The organism is Streptomyces sp. NPDC104106 (assembly GCF_055584345.1).
Genome location: NZ_JBVJMF010000008.1, coordinates 23,390 through 40,531, shown reverse-complemented (window position 1 = coordinate 40,531; position 17,142 = coordinate 23,390). Strand labels below are relative to the sequence as shown.

Here is a 17,142-nt window from a genome sequence, read left to right as displayed (position 1 = left end):
CCCGCGCTGTGAAAGGGCGGCCGGTGCGGTGAACGCACCGGCCGCCCTCACGCGTGCCCTGGCACCGCCGCGTCAGCGCGGTCTCACTGCTGGGGCGGCTGCTGCTCCTGCGGAGGCTGCGGCCGGTCCTGCTGCGGCGGGTACGGCTGCCCCGGCATCTGCGGGTACGGCTGCGGCTGCCCCGGCTGCGCGGGTGGCTGCGGCGGCGCGGGGTAGCCCCCCTGGCCGGGGATCTGCGGGTAGGGCTGTCCCGGCTGGCCGGGCTGCTGCGGGAACGGCTGGCCGTAGGCCGGCTGACCCGGCAACGGCTGACCGGGCATCGCCTGGCCCGGCATCGGCGGGGCGGCCACCGGCGGCGGGTTGCCGTCGCTGGTCCACAGGCCGTGCGACTGCTGGTGCCGTACGAAGTCCTCGGCGACCAGCGCGGCGAGGTTGAAGTACGCCTCGCGCGTCCGCGGCCGCATCATGTCGAGGTCGACCTCGGCGCCCGCGGCCAGGTGCTCGTCGAAGGGCACCACCACGACACCGCGGGTCCGCGTCTCGAAGTGCGTCACGATGTCCTCGACCTTGATCATCTTGCCGGTCTCGCGGACACCGGAGATCACGGTCAGCGACCGGGAGACCAGATCGGCGTACCCGTGCGCGGACAGCCAGTCCAGCGTCGTGCTGGCGCTGCTCGCGCCGTCCACCGACGGCGTGGAGATGATGATCAGCTGGTCGGCGAGGTCGAGCACCCCGCGCATGGCGCTGTAGAGCAGACCGGTGCCCGAGTCGGTCAGGATGACCGGGTACTGCCGGCCGAGCACGTCGATCGCGCGCCGGTAGTCCTCGTCGTTGAACGTGGTGGACACGGCCGGGTCGACGTCGTTGGCGATGATCTCCAGACCGGAGGGCGCCTGCGAGGTGAACCGCCGGATGTCCATGTAGGAGTTCAGGTACGGGATCGCCTGGACGAGGTCACGGATGGTGGCGCCGGTCTCCCGGCGCACGCGCCGCCCGAGCGTGCCGGCGTCCGGGTTCGCGTCGATGGCGAGGATCTTGTCCTGCCGTTCGGTGGCGAGCGTGGAGCCCAGCGCGGTGGTCGTGGTCGTCTTGCCGACGCCGCCCTTGAGGCTGATGACCGCGATCCGGTAGCAGGAGAGCACCGGCGTACGGATCAGCTCCAGCTTGCGCAGCCGCTCGGCCTCCTCCTTCTTGCCGCCGATCTTGAACCGGCCACCGCCCGCCGCGGGCCGCCCGCTCTTCGCCTTCTGCTTCTTGGTGTTGAGCAGCCGGTCCGAGGACAGCTCCACCGCGGCGGTGTAACCGAGCGGCGCGGCACCGGGGTTGGTCATCTGCCGCTGGTCGTGCTGGACCGGCTGCGGCCACGCGGCACCGGTGCGCGGGTCGACCGGCCCCTGCGGCTGCGGCGGCTGGTGCGGCTGCGGCGGCTGGGGGAAGCCGTAACCGCCCTGCTGGGCGGGCGCGTCGGAGGCGTCGGAGGGCGGGGCGCCCGTGGGGCTCTGCTGGGCATGCTGTGGCTGCTGCGGCTGAGGGAAGCCGTAACCACCGGGCTGGACCGGGGCGTTGACGCCCGGCTGCGGGAAGCCGTAACCGCCGGGACCGGCCGGCTGCGGCTGCGGACCCGGTCCTGCGGCCGGCACGCCGGGCTGGGCCGGCGGGGCGCCCTGGTTCCAGGCGGCGGGCGCGGGCTGCGGGGCCTGCGGCTGGAACGGCGGCTGCGGCTGCGGAGCGGGCATGGGACCGGGCTGCTGCGGCACGGGCTGACCGGGCTGAACGGGCTGCCCCGACCACTGGCCGCCCGTGGCGGGAGCGGCGGGCTGGTAGGAGGGCGGCAGCGGCGGCACCCCGCTCTGCGGCGCCGGTGGAGGCGTCCAGCCGGGCTGGGCGTCCTGCGGGGCCGGGGGAACGACGGGAGGTACGGCGTCCTGCGGGGCAGGGACGGCGGCCGGTACGGCATCCTGGGGTGCGCCGGTCTGCGGAGCCCCGGTCTGCGAGGCGGCCGTGTCCGGCTGCGGGGCGTCGGCGTGGGTGGCGGCCTCCGTGGTGTCCGCAGCCCCGGTGGTGCTCGTGGCCGCCGGGACGTCCGTGGCTCCCGTGGTCTCCGTAGTCTCCGCAGTCCGCGTGGTCTCGGGGGCCCGGGCGTTCGGGCCGTCGGCGGAACCGTCCGGCTGCGACGCGTCACCCGTGCCCTCGTCCCCGGCCCGGCCTTCGCCCGCACCGGCGTCCTCGGCGCCCTCTGCCTCCCCGGTGCGCACGGCGCTCCCGGTGGACTCCGTGGGCTCGGTGGCCTCGTCCTGAGAGCCGTCGCCACCCTCGCCCTCGCCCACTCCCTCGCCGGCATCGCCACCGGCCTCGGAGTCGTCCGAACCGGCGCCCGCCGTCACAGCGTGGTCCTGGGCGGCGACACCGTCCCCGGACTCGGCGGCCCCCGTGGACGGGGTGGACGGCGTGGGCTCCTCGGCCCCCTGGTCCTCGGCGGAGTCGTGCGTGGCCGCTCCCTCCGACACGCCGTCGGCACCCGCGCTCTCGGCGCCGGCCGAGCCGGTGGCCGCGGCCTCGGCGGAATCCCGGCCGACGGACTCGGCCTCCTTCTTGACGGCCGCCGCGCGCTCGGCGATCTCGGCCATCTCACGCTTCAGGGCCACGGCGGAGAACCGCATGGTGGCCCCGCTCTCCAGATCCCCGTTGCTCGTCTCCGGCACGACCGCGGCAGCGGAATCCGGCGCCGGGGCCCCGGCCCCGTCCTGCGGGGCGGACGGCTGCTGGACCCCGACACCCTGCGGGGTGGACTGCTGCGCCCACGGCTCCGGCGGGGCCGGCTGCTGCTGCGGCTCGAAACCCTGAGGCAACTGCGGCATCGGCACCGGAGCGCCGACGGGCGGCGCGGGCTGCACGGGCGGCGGGAAGCCGTAACCGCCCTGGGCGGGCTGCTGCGGGAACCCGTAACCGCCCTGCGCGGGCTGCTGCGGCGGCGCGTACGGGGCGCCCTGCTGGGGCACGTACGGCGTGCCCTGCGGCGGCGTGCCGGTGGGCGGGGCGGCGGGCGGCGGCGGAGTCGGCCCGGGAACCGGGGCGTTGGACGGGAACGGAGGAACCGCTGACGCGGCCGGAGCCCCCGCCTCGCCGGAGCCGGTCGTCCCGGCGAAGCCGCCCGCGCCCCCCGAACCGCCCGCCGTACCGGTGGAACCGGACGCGTTCTGCGTGTACCAGGCCGGGGGAGCGTAGTCGATGGTGAACTCGCCGGTGGTCTCGACGGCCTCCGCGTCGGGCTGGTCATCGCCGGGCGTGGCCCAGCCCCCGCGCATCCCGTCCCGATCGCTGCTCACAGTTCCTCCAGGTGTGGTCGAGCACCCTCATGCCGTGCCGGGGGCGACCATGTCGTGTCGTTCCGAGTCGTCCGTAGTCGTTTTCGGGGCAGTCCGATCCGCCGGTCCCCCCTGGACACCGACTGCCCGGTCCACGGGTCGGGTCATCGCGCCCGCTCCCAGCCTAATCACCACGAGGCACACCTCGGCAGGCCCGCCCGCCCCTGCGCACGCGCACACCGGGCCACGACGCGCCCCGACGTGCGCCTCGGGCCGGGCGACGTGCCGGGGGAAAAGGGAACAAAACAGCAGAGTCATGACGAACGGTGAACGCCAGCCCCGCGTACAAAAGGCGCACGCGGGGGCAGTTCAGTCCATCCGGCGCGGCGTGCCCAACAATCCGGTCTCGGCGTCGGTCGGTTGGGTCAGGACGTAACTCCGGTCGCGGTCGCTGCACCACAGGGTGACTCCGTCGGGCAGCGCCGGCAGAGACTCCACCTCGGTGCGCGTCAGGCCCATGGTGCGCCCCAGTTCGGCGGCCTCGTCCGGCGAGACGCGCTGGATGCCGGCGAGCCGCGCCTGCCGCAGCAGCCGGGGGGCGACCGGGCTGAGATACGGCAGCAGCGTCAGCACCGACTGCCAGGGCCCCGCCACCACACGTCCGCGCGGCGGCCGCATGCCGCAGTCCCGCACCACCAGGACGGGCGTGCCGGCCGAGGCACCCTGCGGGGGCACCCGTCCGACGTCGTACACGGACAGTCCGTTCTGCCCGCCGCCCATCGCGTGCACCATCTGCATCCAGGCCTGCGGGCGGCCCGTCTCCACCGCGACCCGGGCACCGGTGGCCGCCGAGCGCAGCGCCAGCACCTGCGCCGTCCACAGCCCGCCGATCAGCACGACGTCGTACGGCGTGGGCCGGTTGATGCCCAGGACGGCGGGCTGGCCCTCGGCGTCGACGCCGGCCACCACCCCGTCGTCCCCGATCGGCAGGGCCAGGGCGTCCAGTTGCTGCACCGGCAGGCCGTGGCGGCCGTGCCGGGGACCGATCAGGCCCAGCCCGTGCCGCAGCAGCTCGCCCATCCGGCGGGGACCGGACGGCTCGGGCGCCGGCGCGGGACCACCGGCGCCCGGTGCCGCGGCAGCCGCCGGAGCGGCAGTCGAGGGAAACGTCGTCACCGCGCACCTCCGAGGGGCAGCGTGGCCAGCATGCCGGGCAGTTGCTCGCGGTCCAGGCGGGCCAGCCCGGCCCCGCCCTGCCGGGCCGCGGCCTCCAGCGCGCGCCGCGCCGCCACGAGTTCTTCGTCACTGCGTCCGGTCACCCGCAGATGCCCGGACAGGGCCACCTCCTGCCGCTCCCCGCGCGTGAGAGTGAGGCTGAAGGTGGTCGCCAGGGCCGGTATCGCCGTGACCCGGGCCACGAAGTGCGGCAGCGACTCGCCGTCGGCGCCGCCCAGTTGGGGCCAGCGCCTGATCCAGTACGTGGTGTGCCGCCGGTTGTCGCACCGCCAGCTGCGCCCGGACTCCTCCGTGCGCCGCTCCCGGGTCTCGCTGCGCCCCGCCTCGGCGGTGACCAGCGGGTTGGCGCAGGCGGAGGTGGCGAGCGCGGCGACCAGTTCCTCCTCGTCGAGCACCCGTGCCCGGAACCCGGCGCCGGTCAGCCGGCTCGCCAGGTGGTCCGCGGTCCGTGCCACGCACTTCTGCGCGCCGAGCAGCCCGCCGCCGCGCGCGGCCACGGCCTGCGCGCACTGCTCCGGATCGAGCTTCAGCGCGATCCAGGTGATGCGGACGGCAGGAGCACCCGTGCGCTCCTGCAGCGGAAGGTAGTTGGACACGGCCACGGACTGCTGGGGCAGATGCAGCGCCGGGGCCGGCTGGGTGTGCAGCACGATCTGGGCCGACTCCAGCCGGATCCCGTCCACCTCCAGCGCGTCCCGCACCAGCGCGACAGGCAGCGGCTGCCGGCTCCGCTCGGCCCGCAGCGCGGTCGCGTCGGCCTCCACCTGGAGCACGGCCGTGACGAACGTCCCGTCCCCGACGATGCCGACCGGGCGCCGGTCGCGCGCGCCGTGCGAATACGTGCGCAGGGCCGGCTCGCACTCCACGGCGGGCACCAGCCCCGGCTCCGTGCCCGGCGGCACGGGCGTGCTCGCGGCCCGCTTCTGGCGCGCGCGCAGCTCCCGTGCCGTGCCGAGCCACTCGGGCAGGGAGCGGCCCCGGCGCCGTACGAAGGCCAGCAGGAGCAGCGCCACGGCCACGACCGCGGCCGGCACCAGGGCCATCATCCCGATGGCGAGGCCTACCACCAGGGCGGCGGCAGCCAGCTCCACCAGCACGAGCCGTTGCAGACGGAACGAACCGGCCTGGCCCTGCCGGACCCTGAGGCTGAGCGTGACCGCCTGCTGCCCGGCGCCGCGCCGCGCGGAGGCTCCGCGCGCCGGCGCCGCGGGCCCGGCCGCGCGACCTCGTGCCGCCGACCGGCCGCGCGCTCGCGTCCGCGTTCCGGAAGCCATCACTCCATCCCCCCGATTTGCTCACAACTCGCTGGAACCAGGCCGCTCAACAAGGGCCTTGAGGGCCCAGGTACCCTACCCGCTCCACCAGACTCGCTCCGTACCAGGCATAGTAGGGGCCGGGTCCGACAACGGAGGGCGGGGGAGCGTGGTCCCCGGGCGCGCTCCGCGTGAGACACGGGGAGAAACAAGCACAGATGGCATCTCGGCGGGACCAACTCAACGCCTACACCTTCGCGAAGCGCCGCATGCTCGCGTCGTTCGTGCAGTCGTCACCCGAGTCGTCCGACGAAGGGGCGCCGCGCCCGCTGCGCGCGATCCTGCCGGGCGGCATCGTGGGCGTCGTCGTCCTGGCGGCCTTCGGCGCCTGGGGCATGTTCAAGCCCACCGCACCCCAGGGCTGGGACACACCGGGGCAGAAGGTGATCATCGCCAGCAAGTCCACCACCCGGTACGTGGTGCTGAAGACCGACGGCAAGCCCCAGCTGCACCCCGTCCTCAACATGGCCTCCGCCAAGCTCGTCCTCGACACCCAGGACAACGTCGACGTCGTCACCGTCGACGAGACGATCCTCGACAACGGCAAGATCCCGCACGGCGTCACCATCGGCATCCCCTACGCCCCCGACCGGCTGCCCTCCGACAAGGAGGCCGGCGAGGCCAAGAAGTGGGCCGTGTGCGAACGCCCGAGCGGCAGCGGCACTTCCATCCAGAAGGCCGCCTTCGTGCTCGCCCAGCGCGACCAGGGGCTGACCGCGGGCTCGCAGAAGCTGGGCGACGGCGAACTCCTCTATGTCACCACCCCCTCGGACAAGAAGCAGTACGTGATCGACGCGCAGGGCACGGCGTACCCGGTGAACGCCTCCGACCAGCTTCTGCTGCAGACCCTCGTCGGCGCCGACCGCCAGCCGCAGGAGGTCTCGAAGGAGTGGATCGCGACCCTGCACCAGGGTGACGAGATCGACTTCCCGCCCCTCCCCGGCGTCCCCGGCGCCGCGGCGAACGCCCCCGGTCAGCTGGGCCAGGCCGACAAGGTCGGCATGGTCCTGCGGGCGCTTGTCAACCAGCGGGAGCAGTACTACGTGGTGCTGCCCGGCAAGGTCGCGCCCGTCTCCGACTTCGTCGCCCAGCTCCTGCTGGCCGACAAGGACCTCGTGAAGCTCGGCCAGGCCGGGCACGCCGAGGAGGTCAGCCCGGGCGCCATCACCCGCGACAAGCCGTTCGCCGCCGACCACAAGTGGCCGACCCAGAAGCCCACGGCGGTCAACGACGCCTCCACCGCCGCGGGCAGCCGCAACACGGTCTGCACGGTCCTGGACCACGTCGACCCCGACAACGGCACCACCACCCTGAGCACCTGGGCGGGCACGGACTTCCCCGCGCCCCTGCCCACCGGCTCCTCCAGCGCGTACGTCACCGCGGGCTCCGGCCAGCTCTACCGCCAGTTCCAGGGCAGCGAGACCAGCGTGGGATCGGTGTTCCTGGTCACCGACACCGGTCTGCGCTACGCCCTGCAGTCCAACGACGACAGCGCCACCGACGACAAGGGCATCGGCATCACCGACAAGCAGCGCAAGGAGCTCCAGCAGGAGGCCAAGCTGGCGCAGACCCGCCTCGGCTACGCCGGCGTGAACCCGGCACCCATCCCCGCGGCCTGGTCGGAGTTCCTGCCGACGGGCCCCCGGCTGTCGACGGCCGCGGCACGCCAGCCGCAGGGCTCGTGAGGGGCCGGCCGATGCGCTCGCCCCTGACCCCGAGCCTGACCACGACCGCGACCCTGGCCCTCACGGCCACCCTGCTGGCCGCCCCGGTCGCCGCGGCCGACGACTCGGGCTCCGGCTCCGACCAGTGCACCTTCTCCACGACGAACCACAAGTACGCCGGCACCCCCTGGTCCCTCCAGCGTGTCAACCTCGACGAGCTGTGGAGCCAGTCGAAGGGCAAGAACGTGAAGGTGGCCGTCATCGACACGGGCGTCGACACGAGCAACCCCCAGCTGACCGACGCGGTGGACGCCTCCCTGGGCGCCAACTACCTGCCCACGAAGGACGACAAGGGTCAGAAGATCGACGTCGGCAAGGCGGACGGCACGACCGACACGGTCGGCCACGGCACGCGCGTGGCCGGCATCATCGCGGCCCGCCCCATGAAGGGCACGGGCTTCGTGGGCCTCGCCCCCGAGGCCACCATCGTCCCGATCAAGCAGAACGACGCCGAGGGCCACGGCACGGCCGCCACCCTGGCCAAGGCGATCCGGCGCGCGATCCAGGTCCACGCCAACGTCATCAACATCTCGCAGGACACCACGAAGGCCATCCCGGAGGACGACGACCTGCACAAGGCCGTCGACGAAGCACTGAACGCGGGGATCGTCGTGGTCGCCTCGGCCGGCAACGACGGCCTGGGCGGCAACGTCAAACGCACCTACCCCGCCTCCTACGACGGCATACTCGCCGTCGCCGCGTCCGACCGCAACAACGAGCGTGCGGCCTTCTCCCAGTCGGGCGACTTCATCGGGGTCGCCGCGCCCGGTGTCGACATGATCTCGACCGTCCCCAAGGGCGGCCACTGCTCCGACAACGGCACCAGCTTCTCCGCGCCGTACGTGGCCGGCGTGGCCGCCCTGGTCAAGGCCAAGCACTGGAACTGGACGCCCGGCCAGATCGTGGCCCAGATCGAGCAGACGGCGGAACGCTCCATCGCCGGCCACGACCGCCTGGTCGGCTGGGGCGTGGTGGACCCGGTCCGCGCCCTCACCGAGGACGACCACCCGATCGACTCCCCCCACCCCGACTCCGGCCTCGCCCACGTCGAAGCCCCCACCCCCGCCGAACTCACCCTCGGCGAAACCCCCCAGCAACGCACCGCCCGCTACGCCACCTACGTGGCCATCGGCGCCGCGGTCCTCGCAGCAGGCCTCAGCGGCAGCGCCATAGCCCTCCGCGACGCGCGCCGGCGGCGTGGGGGGTTGGAGGGCCGGGCATGAGGTCGATGAGGGTTCTGCTCTTCACCGGTTCCGCCGTGCTGATCCTGATGGCCTGTGTGAGGTCGGACCGAGTCCGCTCCTGGCGCGAAGTACTCAACCCTCGGCCCCGCCCGTAGGGAGCGTCGACTTCGTCATCGCCCCAGTGGTGCTTCTCTGCATGGCTGCGGCAGGCATCTACTACGGGGCCCAGAGCCTGTCCATGACCGCTGACGTGCGCTGGAGCAACGACGAGCTGGCCCACGCGGTCCGGGCCGCCGCGGACGACCTGGACGGCGCCTCCACCTACAGCCCGTACGCGGACGATGCCCCGGACCTCGGCAACGGATACGCGCTGACCATCGAGGACGCCCTCGCCGAACACACGGGCAGCGACGCTCCCCGCTGTGGACGCTCGACGGGGGAGTGCTGAGCGCGCACTGGGAGCCCTCAGGTCCCTGGAGCCCTCAGTCTCCCTGCCGGCCGTCAGCTGACGGTAAGCCGTTCACAGTCACGAGACTTGGCCGCAGCAGTTGTGTATTCCTCGATGAAGTGGCGGATGTCCGTCGCCTTTGCCTCGCGCGTGACCCGCACGGTGGCCCACAGTGAGCTGTCGGTGGATCGGGAAGGGGGGCAGCTGACGAGTCCGACGGCTCCCGTCTTCGAATAGATGATCCGTCCGCCGTCCGCGTTGGTATCGGTCGGGTCGACCCCGATGGCGGACATCGCCATGTCCCGTGCGGAAGTACCTGGGCCACGCCTCTCCACACTGCTGGAGAAAGTGATTTTGTCGTCGACGAGAAGCCGACACCGCTTGATCCCCACGGCGGACGTCGAGCGGACGCTGACCTTCTTGCCTGCCGGCAGCAGCGGTTCCAGTGTGGAGCGGGAGACAGCGGTGCCGCACAGATCCGTCGGCACGACATACTCACGTGTAGGGGAGGGAGAAGAGCAGGAGGCGGTGAGGCAAGCCAGCAACGCCACATCGAGCAGGGTGATGGCGGACGAGGCACTGCCACGGGATGTGTGCTGCATGTCGCCTTCCAGCGTAGTGGTCGAGCGCACGTTCGGTATCTGCTCGATCCGGGATCTCGGTGTCCATGTCCTTGGCCATGGCGTGGATATCGGTGGTCGCGTCGTTGAACCCGCTGGCCGTGCCCTCGCTCACCCAGGTGTCGATCTGGTCGGTGTAGTTGGCGTGGTGGGCCTTGGCTGCCTCATATGCGGCGCTGTAATTGACGTTGTTGGTCGTGTCCTTGACGGTTTCCCAGCGAGTCGCGATGTCGTGTCCGGCTTCGGAGCGGTAGTCGCCCGACTCGTCCTTGAAGAATCTCTCGATGACCATGGATGCCACTGTGCCTCCCACGCCACCCGCGACTGCCCCCACCGGCGGACTTGCGATGAAGCTCGTGCCCACACCGATACCTGTGCCGACGATTCCTGAAACCAGGTTCTTCTTCTGATTCGTGGCGTAGTCGAAGTCGCTGTCTTTCTCGGCCGCTGGGCCGAGAACAGCCTCCTGTCGCCCCTGAGCGAGAAGGCCGCTGAATTCTCCGGACTTGAGGGAAATGCTGGTGATGGTGTCCTGAGCGTCATGGGGGTAACGCTGATCGGCAGGGAGATCAGGGTTCAGGTGGTAGTCCATCAGATTCGCGGTGTAAGCCTTTTCCCCGACGTTGAGCGCGGCGTAACCTGCCGGGTCCTGGCTCACGCTGACGAGGAACCGGGTAACGGCACTGTGGTCCAGTTTGGCGTCGGAGCCAGCCAGAGGGTAGAGGCGATCCCATCCGGACGTACCGTCTTTGACGGTCGGCCCATCGGCCATGGCCCGATGGATGTCGGGCGCCCGCAGGGTGCCCGGTGGTGGCAGCCTCAAGGGCCGACGCCAGGTTGTTGCGTCCGTCGTCGCTCTCCCCCTGGCTGAAGTCGCTGTTGCTCTCGTGCGGCCAGTGACGGTCCTCGAAGAGGTACTTGAAGTTGGAGACCGCCTGCTTGTGGTCTCCCTCCTTCGGGACGAAGTCCTCGTTGAAGAAGGCCGTTGCCGCGTCGGGGTTGTTGGACAGGCCCTTCAGGTAACCGGAGACCGGGTCGAAGCCCGAGTCCCCCGGCATGCGGTTGAGGTACGGACTGAAGCCCATCCGCTGCCAGGCCGTGTGCTGGCCGTCGTGCGTGAACTTCCGTTCGGTCTCCATGAGGCGCCTGCCGTACTGCTTCATGAAGTCGTCGTCGTAGTCACCGGCGCGCATCAGGTTGCTCATGACCTGGAAGCCGAGCACGCCGCCGCGCTTGCCGTGCACGGGTTGATCGCCGATGTCGAGCATGCGGCTCGTCCAGTCGGTCATGTCGGCGCTGTCGCTTTGCGTGGCGGTGGCGAGTGTGAGCCCGAGGTTGGTCTGCAAGTCGCCCAGCTGTTTGCACCGTTCCCTGACGATGTCGGGGCTGACGCCCGGGTCGCTTGTGAGGGTTCGAAGGGGGAGGGGCTGAGGGGCCGATCCAGGTGGCGGCGACTCGGCAGTGGCCGGGAGGGCCGCTGCTCCGGCACACCGGGCTGCGGGGCCCCCGCTCAGGTCCGGCCCTTGCCGCACTGGTTGAAGGTGAGGGGTCACTCAAGATCGAGTGATGGGTTCGCCAAAACAGGCGATCCTCGCCCCATGGGTTGCCCTCGGCGTCGCAAAGTTCACGCATCCCCGGCGTACGGACGTCGAGCCATCGGTCGGATGTGAAATTTCTGTACGAGTACCTGGGGGCTTCTGTCTCGATTGCCCCCTTCGCGCCTCCTGGGTTGCTCCTCGGCCGACCCCTTCGGTGCGCCATTGCAACTGAACCGTCGCAGAGTTCAGTTGGCCGTGATTTACACAGTGACTACAGTGGTCGGCGATGGATCCGGGGGTGCGGGCACGGCCCGGGCCGTCGGTTGCTGTACCAACGGGGAAACGGGGAAGGGGTCGCGGTGAGTGACGGTGGCGACTCGGATCTGAGGCGTGGTCTTGAGGCGCTGAAGATCTTCCAGAAGCACGTGAAGGATGCGTTGCAGACGTTTGAGACCTCACCGGCCTCTTCGTCCCACATCGCTCAGCACGCCATCGGTCGGGCGTCGTTCAGTGGCACGGCGACCCCGTTCAGCGAGGCGGCCGATCTGTACTCGCAATACACGCGCGTGCACGAGCGCCTCACCTCCCTGTCGAGGTCGCTGGGCCTGCACATAGACGCCCTGGGAATCGCCGTACAAGCGGCCGACGCCGGCTACGACAACGTCGAAGAAGAGGTGCGTCGGCGCTTCTGGGCTATTCAGACGCAACTCAGGCAGGAGCACCAGCAGGCGGTGGCGGGCAAGCAGGCTCAGCAGTCGGGTCCGGGGCAGAAGACGAACGAGTCCAACCAGGGCGGCGGATACTGATGAGCGACGACAAGTGGCAGCAGGATCCCGAGTACAAGCCGGGCGTGGATCAGGCGGACCAGCAGGTCGCTGTGGTCAACGTCGTGGAGTACATGCTCGGCGACTTCCCGCTCGGCCCCGGCAGGCATGTCAACGCCTTCGGCTCGACCGACTTCGAGCGCCACGACCTCAACGACATGATCGACCTCGTCGAGCAGGCTCGGCCCGAGCACTTGGAGCAGGCGAGCAAGGCGCTGTGGGACGCCCACAAGGCCATCTCGGATGCCGCCACGGAGCTGAGGGCTCGCATCAAAGCGGTTGACTGGAAGGGCGACGCTGCCACCGCCTTCCGCGACTGGGGCGTGGGTCTGGCCGACTGGAGTGACGAACTCGCGACGTTCGCCAACAAGACGGCCACGCAGATCTCCGCCGCGGGGATGGGCCTCGCCACCGTGAGCAAGTCGATGCCGCCCCGCGATCCCCGGCCCAGGGCCGACCGGAAGCTGCCCTCCGAGTTGCCCAAGGCCAAGCAGGTCGACAGCAATCCTGACTACGTGCTCGCCAAGAAGGCCGAGAAGGACCGGCAGGAGGCGATCAACCAGCTGAACAAGCTGGCCTCTTACTACGCGGTCTCGGCCGGCACCCTGAAGGGTGAGAGCGGGCCCGAGCCGTACAAGGTGATGCCCGCGGTGGGGGTGCCGAGACCGACGGTGACTGGTACGGACCTCAGAGGAGCTGATCCGCAGAAGTTCGGGACGCCACACCCGGCTTCCGTCGTTTCTGGCGCAGCAGGCCATCACGCGCCGGCGACGTCGCCTGATGTGAGCCCTTCAGGTCATAGCTCTCCTGTAAAGGAGGCACACCAGCCCATTGCCGATCCGGGCCACCAAGTCGGCACGGAGATCAACACTGTCGGTACTTTGCCTCCGCAGCACACCGCCAGCCCGCACGGAGGCCCCGGGCCCGCTCTTCCGACGACCGGTGGAGGAGGGCAACCGACATCTCCGACCACCACGGGGCCCGTTGCACCTCCGATCGCTCCCCCTTACGGACGATCCACCAGTTACGGCCGGACTGGTCGCCTCCCGATTTCGGCGCAGGAGCAGACGGGTCCTTCGGGTACCGCAGGTGGGCGAGTGCCGCAGGAACCCGAGGGCCAGGCGGGGCGAACCGCCAACACTGGCCGTATGTCGCAGGGGCCGACGAGACAGGCTGCTCGGGCCATGGGTCGCACGACGGCTCCGGCTGGCCAGTCGGCTGTGCGCGGGGCCGCTGAACAGGCAGGACGCTCCCCTCTGGGGCGCGGCGTCACTGGTGGAACGCCGAGACCGGCCAATACGTCTGGTGGGCGTGCCGGAGTCACTGGCCCCACCAGCGCGGTACGCAACGGTGTCGTTGGTGGCAAGCCTGTAGCGGGCCGCACGTCAGGTTCGACCTCAAGTCCTCGCGTCCCGCGCGGTATGGTCGTCGGCGCCGAGGAGCCGGTTGCTCCGGCGCAGCCGAAGGGCGCCTTGGGGCGGCGAGGAGTCGTCGGCGCGCCTGCGTCGAAGATGGATCCGGGCATGAGCCAGTCGGTCCTGCGGTCGGCGAGCAACCCCGAGGGTGTGATTGGCGCACCTCGGAACAACGGCGGCTCGGCACTGAAGGATTCCGAGGGTGCTGCCGGCAGGGCGGGACTCGGTCGGGGCGCAGTAGGTGATCGACAGGCTTCGGGCGGCGGCACGGCGCGCGCCGGAAGGCCGTCCGAAAGGGAACAGCACCGGGGTTCGCAGAAGCAGCGGCGTGACGTGCCGCAGAAGCGCGACCGAACGAGCGAGGACGTACGTGGGCATGAAGCCGGGGACTAGCCGACGCGGCGCAGAAGCAATGCGCCTGATGAGGTGTGGCGGAATGCGCCTGTCCGTCGTCTGTTCCGCACTGGGTGCGTTGACCATCGTGGGCACGTCCCTGGCTCCTGGTGCAGCAGCCGTCGATGTTCGGTCGAAGCAGTGGTATCTGGGCGCGATGCAGGCCGAAGACATGTGGAAGACGAGCACCGGCAAGGGGGTGAAGGTTGCCGTTATCGACACAGGGGTCAATCCGGACACGCCCTCACTGAAGGGGCAGGTGCTCGTCGGAGAGGTTGCGAAGTCTGTGTCCTACCACGTCACTGAGGACTTCAATGGCCATGGGACGACCATGGCCGAGTTGATTGCCGGAACAGGTGCCGGTGGTGGCATAAAGGGACTTGCGCCGGACGCAAAGATCATCCCGTATCGTGTACAACTTGATTCTCTGAAGGACCAAGCCGAAAAGGCTAAGACGGCCACCCTTGCTGCGGACATCAGGGCTGCTGCAAATAGTGATGCGAAAATCATCAATATGTCTATCGGTGGCCCTCTGTACGACCCGGAGGAAGAGCAGGCTGTCAAGTATGCGGCCTCGAAGGGGAAATTGCTCTTCGCTGCAGTGGGTAATGAAGCGCAGACGAAGAATAACCAAGTTGAATATCCAGCCTTCTACCCCTACGTCAATGGCGTTTCCGCGGCTGACCAGAGTGGCACCGTAGCAAAATTCTCGGAGCACGGCAGCTACGTTGACTTCGCGGCCCCGGGCATAGACGTCCCGGCTTGGTGCGACAACACCTTTACCGATTACTGCAGCGGCAAGGGAACCAGCCCGGCTACTGCCATCGCCTCCGCTTCCGCTGCTCTCATCTGGTCCGCGCATCCCAACTGGACCGCCAACCAGGTGCTCCGAGTCATGATCGACACTGCCAGCCGCAAGTGGCCGAAGAGCGAGCGGAGTGCGTATCTCGGCTTTGGTCTCTTGCGTCCGCGTATGGTCCTCGAGAATCCGAACATCAACCCCGGCCCAGCCAATGTCGACCCCCTCGCTGCCGAGAATTCCGCAGGCGACGACGGTACATCGGCTACCCCCGCCGCTTCTCCCTCGTCCACCCACCCCTCCAAAGACCCCGCTTCCACCGCCGCTCGCACCTCCGCCGCCGCGAAGGACTCGACCTCCGGCGGTGGCACGACCACCTGGGTGATCGTCGGCGCGGTGGCAGCCGTGCTCGTCATCGGAGGCGCTGGTTTCGCCGTGCTGCGGGCGCGGCGGAACGCCTGAGTGGTCTCCCGTAAAGCCGTCCGTTCGCCGAATGGGCAGAGGTCCGCCCGCCGGGAACGGCAGCGACAGACGTCGCGTCCCGGCAAGGCCAGTTCACAAAGAAAGGCACCGAAATGGCGACAGGCACCCAGAAAATCACCAAGGAAAGTGTTGTCAGTCTCGAAAACGAGCTGCTGCAGCGCTTCGACGACATCAAGGGGCAGCTCAAGCACCTCCAGCACATGATCGACACGCTTGAGGGCCACTGGAAGGGCATCGGCGCCGGCGCGTTCAACGCCAAGCAGACCGAGATCAACGAGCGCATGGTGCGCATGGGCAACATCCTCGTGAAGTTCATCGAGGCCATGAACACCACCATGAAGATCAACGACAGCACCGAGGACCAGGTCCGCGCCAGCGTCCAGGGCATCGACGTGAACTACGGCGGGTCGCACTCGGCGCTGTCCGGCTACTGATCCGGCCATCCCACCACTTCTCAGCAACGGAGGAATCATGAGCGCCCAGAACAACGGTGTGACGGAAGTCCATTACGGCCGCCTCGACGACATGGCGACTCAGATCGGTCAGCAGGCCAAGCAGCTTGAGGCCGGCCTTGAGGCCATCAAGCACAAGGTCGAGCACGTCGCCAGCATGTGGGAGGGCGAGGCCCACCAGACGTACGTCCAGCAGCAGGCCGCGTGGGACCGCGAGGCCCGCGGCATCCACGAGGCCCTCGTCGCCATCGGCCGCGCGGTGCACGCCGCCGGCGGTGACTACATGGGCGGCGACAAGAAGGCCGCCAGCTACTTCATGTAAGCGGCCGGGACGGTCGTACATCGCGGCAGCGGGGTGGGCGCGCACGGAGGGTGCCCACCCCCTGTCGTGCCCGGGAACGCGCCGGCAGAACCGAAGAAACAGGGCAGGGAATGCACGCCACAGGGGGCGCGAGGGACGTTGCTGCCGGGGAGGGCACGGGCGGAGCCGCGAGGGCGCGGCGGGAGGCCGGTCCCTATCGCCTGATCACCGCGCTGGACGATCCCCATACCAAGGTGCCCGTCCCCGAACGGCGGTACGTCGCCCGCAGTAGCGACGGACAGCACACGGTCCTCCTCTCCCTTCCGCGGCCCGGCCGCGCCCCCCAGCGCTTCCTCGCGGAGGCCGAGGCGTCTCGGCGTCTCCTCGGTTCCTGCGTCCTGCCCGTCACCGCCGTCGCCGGTCCGGGCGAGCCGGCGTGGTACGCCACGCCGTACCTCCCGCTCCTGCCCCTGCCCACCGCCCTCGCCGTACACGGTGGCCCGCTGCCCGAGCGGACCGTGCGCGCGCTGGGCGCGGCCGTCGCCGAGACGCTGGCCGTTCTTCACGGTCAGGGCCTGGCCTTCGCCGGTGTGTCACCGGCGGCCGTACTCCTCGCCGCCGACGGGCCCCGGCTCTCCTGTTACGGCGCGGTGCGCGCGGCCGCCCCGGACGGTACGGCGCGGTCCGGGCTGCCGGGGCTGGAGGCGGGGAGTCTGCCTCCGGAGCAGGCGTCGGGCGGACGCCCGCGGCCCCTGGGCGATGTGTACGCCCTCGGAGCGGTGCTCGCCTATGCCGCCACCGGTCACACGGCACCGGAGCGGGAGGAGATCCCGGCCGCCCTGCGCGAGATCACCACCCGCTGCCTCGCGCGCGATCCCGGTGCCCGGCCTCAACCGGCCGAAGTGAGCGGCTCGTTGGGCGGTGTCACGGCTGCCCGGGGCGGCGGTGCGCTGCTCGGCCCCGGCTGGCTCCCCGGACGGGTGATCGCCGCCCTCGCCCATCAGTCCGCCGCGGTCCTCACCGCGGACATCACCGCGGGGGAGCCGCCCGTGGCACCCCGGGCCCCATCCCTCACGCCTCGCCCGCACTCCGACCCGAACTGAC

15 protein-coding genes are annotated in these 17,142 nt (G+C 70.5%); 9 read left to right on the top strand and 6 right to left on the bottom strand.

Annotated elements, in window-relative coordinates; translation table 11 throughout:
- Positions 1–83 precede the first annotated feature (83 nt).
- From ACZ60X_RS20200 to eccE, 3 genes are all read right to left on the bottom strand, one after another.
- Positions 84–3,329 carry an SCO5717 family growth-regulating ATPase gene (locus ACZ60X_RS20200; RefSeq protein WP_469600134.1) on the bottom strand — a complete coding sequence of 1,082 codons (3,246 nt, stop codon included), beginning with the start codon at positions 3,327–3,329 and terminating at the stop codon, positions 84–86.
- Between the two features lie 348 nt (positions 3,330–3,677).
- Positions 3,678–4,484, bottom strand: a complete 807-nt coding sequence (locus tag ACZ60X_RS20195) for a hypothetical protein (RefSeq protein WP_469600132.1) — start codon at positions 4,482–4,484, stop codon at positions 3,678–3,680.
- On the bottom strand, positions 4,481–5,818 hold the full coding sequence (gene eccE / locus ACZ60X_RS20190; RefSeq protein ID WP_469600130.1) for a type VII secretion protein EccE: 1,338 nt from the start codon (positions 5,816–5,818) through the stop codon (positions 4,481–4,483). The genes ACZ60X_RS20195 and eccE overlap by 4 nt, the downstream gene beginning before the upstream one ends.
- Positions 5,819–6,015: 197 nt before the next feature.
- On the opposite strand from eccE, the gene eccB reads away from it, so the two are divergent.
- The 3 genes from eccB to ACZ60X_RS20175 all read left to right on the top strand — a co-directional run bounded on the left by eccB (position 6,016) and on the right by ACZ60X_RS20175 (position 9,213).
- A complete protein-coding gene (gene eccB / locus ACZ60X_RS20185; protein WP_469600128.1) occupies positions 6,016–7,542 on the top strand; it encodes a type VII secretion protein EccB in 1,527 nt (508 codons plus the stop codon).
- Positions 7,543–7,553: 11 nt separating this feature from the next.
- Complete coding sequence (gene mycP, locus ACZ60X_RS20180) at positions 7,554–8,804, top strand: type VII secretion-associated serine protease mycosin (RefSeq protein ID WP_469600126.1); 1,251 nt, start codon at positions 7,554–7,556, stop codon at positions 8,802–8,804.
- Between the two features lie 157 nt (positions 8,805–8,961).
- On the top strand, positions 8,962–9,213 hold the full coding sequence (locus tag ACZ60X_RS20175; protein ID WP_469600124.1) for a hypothetical protein: 252 nt from the start codon (positions 8,962–8,964) through the stop codon (positions 9,211–9,213).
- Between the two features lie 53 nt (positions 9,214–9,266).
- Here the strand turns inward: ACZ60X_RS20175 and ACZ60X_RS20170 are convergent, their stop codons facing one another.
- The 3 genes from ACZ60X_RS20170 to ACZ60X_RS20160 are packed head-to-tail and all read right to left on the bottom strand — an operon-like array spanning position 9,267 to position 11,179.
- Complete coding sequence (locus ACZ60X_RS20170) at positions 9,267–9,701, bottom strand: hypothetical protein (protein ID WP_469600122.1); 435 nt, start codon at positions 9,699–9,701, stop codon at positions 9,267–9,269.
- Positions 9,702–9,708: 7 nt separating this feature from the next.
- Complete coding sequence (locus tag ACZ60X_RS20165; protein WP_469600120.1) at positions 9,709–10,491, bottom strand: hypothetical protein; 783 nt, start codon at positions 10,489–10,491, stop codon at positions 9,709–9,711.
- Complete coding sequence (locus ACZ60X_RS20160; protein ID WP_469600118.1) at positions 10,403–11,179, bottom strand: hypothetical protein; 777 nt, start codon at positions 11,177–11,179, stop codon at positions 10,403–10,405. Before ACZ60X_RS20160 ends, ACZ60X_RS20165 begins: the two co-directional genes overlap by 89 nt.
- A 551-nt stretch (positions 11,180–11,730) precedes the next feature.
- Here ACZ60X_RS20160 and ACZ60X_RS20155 point away from each other — a divergent pair.
- From ACZ60X_RS20155 to ACZ60X_RS20130, 6 genes are all read left to right on the top strand, one after another.
- Complete coding sequence (locus ACZ60X_RS20155) at positions 11,731–12,177, top strand: hypothetical protein (RefSeq protein WP_469600116.1); 447 nt, start codon at positions 11,731–11,733, stop codon at positions 12,175–12,177.
- Complete coding sequence (locus tag ACZ60X_RS20150) at positions 12,177–14,003, top strand: WXG100 family type VII secretion target (RefSeq protein ID WP_469600114.1); 1,827 nt, start codon at positions 12,177–12,179, stop codon at positions 14,001–14,003. The genes ACZ60X_RS20155 and ACZ60X_RS20150 overlap by 1 nt, the downstream gene beginning before the upstream one ends.
- Positions 14,004–14,031: 28 nt before the next feature.
- Complete coding sequence (locus ACZ60X_RS20145) at positions 14,032–15,264, top strand: S8 family serine peptidase (RefSeq protein ID WP_469600733.1); 1,233 nt, start codon at positions 14,032–14,034, stop codon at positions 15,262–15,264.
- A gap of 113 nt (positions 15,265–15,377) precedes the next feature.
- Entirely contained in the window at positions 15,378–15,719 is a 342-nt protein-coding gene (locus tag ACZ60X_RS20140) for a WXG100 family type VII secretion target (protein ID WP_469600112.1), read from the top strand.
- Positions 15,720–15,756: 37 nt separating this feature from the next.
- The gene (locus ACZ60X_RS20135) at positions 15,757–16,059 is read left to right on the top strand and encodes a WXG100 family type VII secretion target (protein ID WP_469600111.1); all 303 of its coding nucleotides are present in this window, start codon (positions 15,757–15,759) and stop codon (positions 16,057–16,059) included.
- Between the two features lie 110 nt (positions 16,060–16,169).
- A complete protein-coding gene (locus ACZ60X_RS20130; RefSeq protein WP_469600110.1) occupies positions 16,170–17,141 on the top strand; it encodes a protein kinase family protein in 972 nt (323 codons plus the stop codon).
- Position 17,142 lies beyond the last annotated feature (1 nt).

Excerpts from the sequence above, each read along its gene's own strand:
- eccE (WP_469600130.1), bottom strand. The coding sequence starts at position 5,818 with ATGGCTTCCGGAACGCGGACGCGAGCGCGCGGCCGGTCGGCGGCACGA.
- eccB (WP_469600128.1), top strand. The coding sequence starts at position 6,016 with ATGGCATCTCGGCGGGACCAACTCAACGCCTACACCTTCGCGAAGCGC.
- mycP (WP_469600126.1), top strand. The coding sequence starts at position 7,554 with ATGCGCTCGCCCCTGACCCCGAGCCTGACCACGACCGCGACCCTGGCC.
- ACZ60X_RS20175 (WP_469600124.1), top strand. The coding sequence starts at position 8,962 with ATGGCTGCGGCAGGCATCTACTACGGGGCCCAGAGCCTGTCCATGACC.
- ACZ60X_RS20150 (WP_469600114.1), top strand. The coding sequence starts at position 12,177 with ATGAGCGACGACAAGTGGCAGCAGGATCCCGAGTACAAGCCGGGCGTG.
- ACZ60X_RS20145 (WP_469600733.1), top strand. The coding sequence starts at position 14,032 with ATGAGGTGTGGCGGAATGCGCCTGTCCGTCGTCTGTTCCGCACTGGGT.
- ACZ60X_RS20140 (WP_469600112.1), top strand. The coding sequence starts at position 15,378 with ATGGCGACAGGCACCCAGAAAATCACCAAGGAAAGTGTTGTCAGTCTC.
- ACZ60X_RS20135 (WP_469600111.1), top strand. The coding sequence starts at position 15,757 with ATGAGCGCCCAGAACAACGGTGTGACGGAAGTCCATTACGGCCGCCTC.
- ACZ60X_RS20130 (WP_469600110.1), top strand. The coding sequence starts at position 16,170 with ATGCACGCCACAGGGGGCGCGAGGGACGTTGCTGCCGGGGAGGGCACG.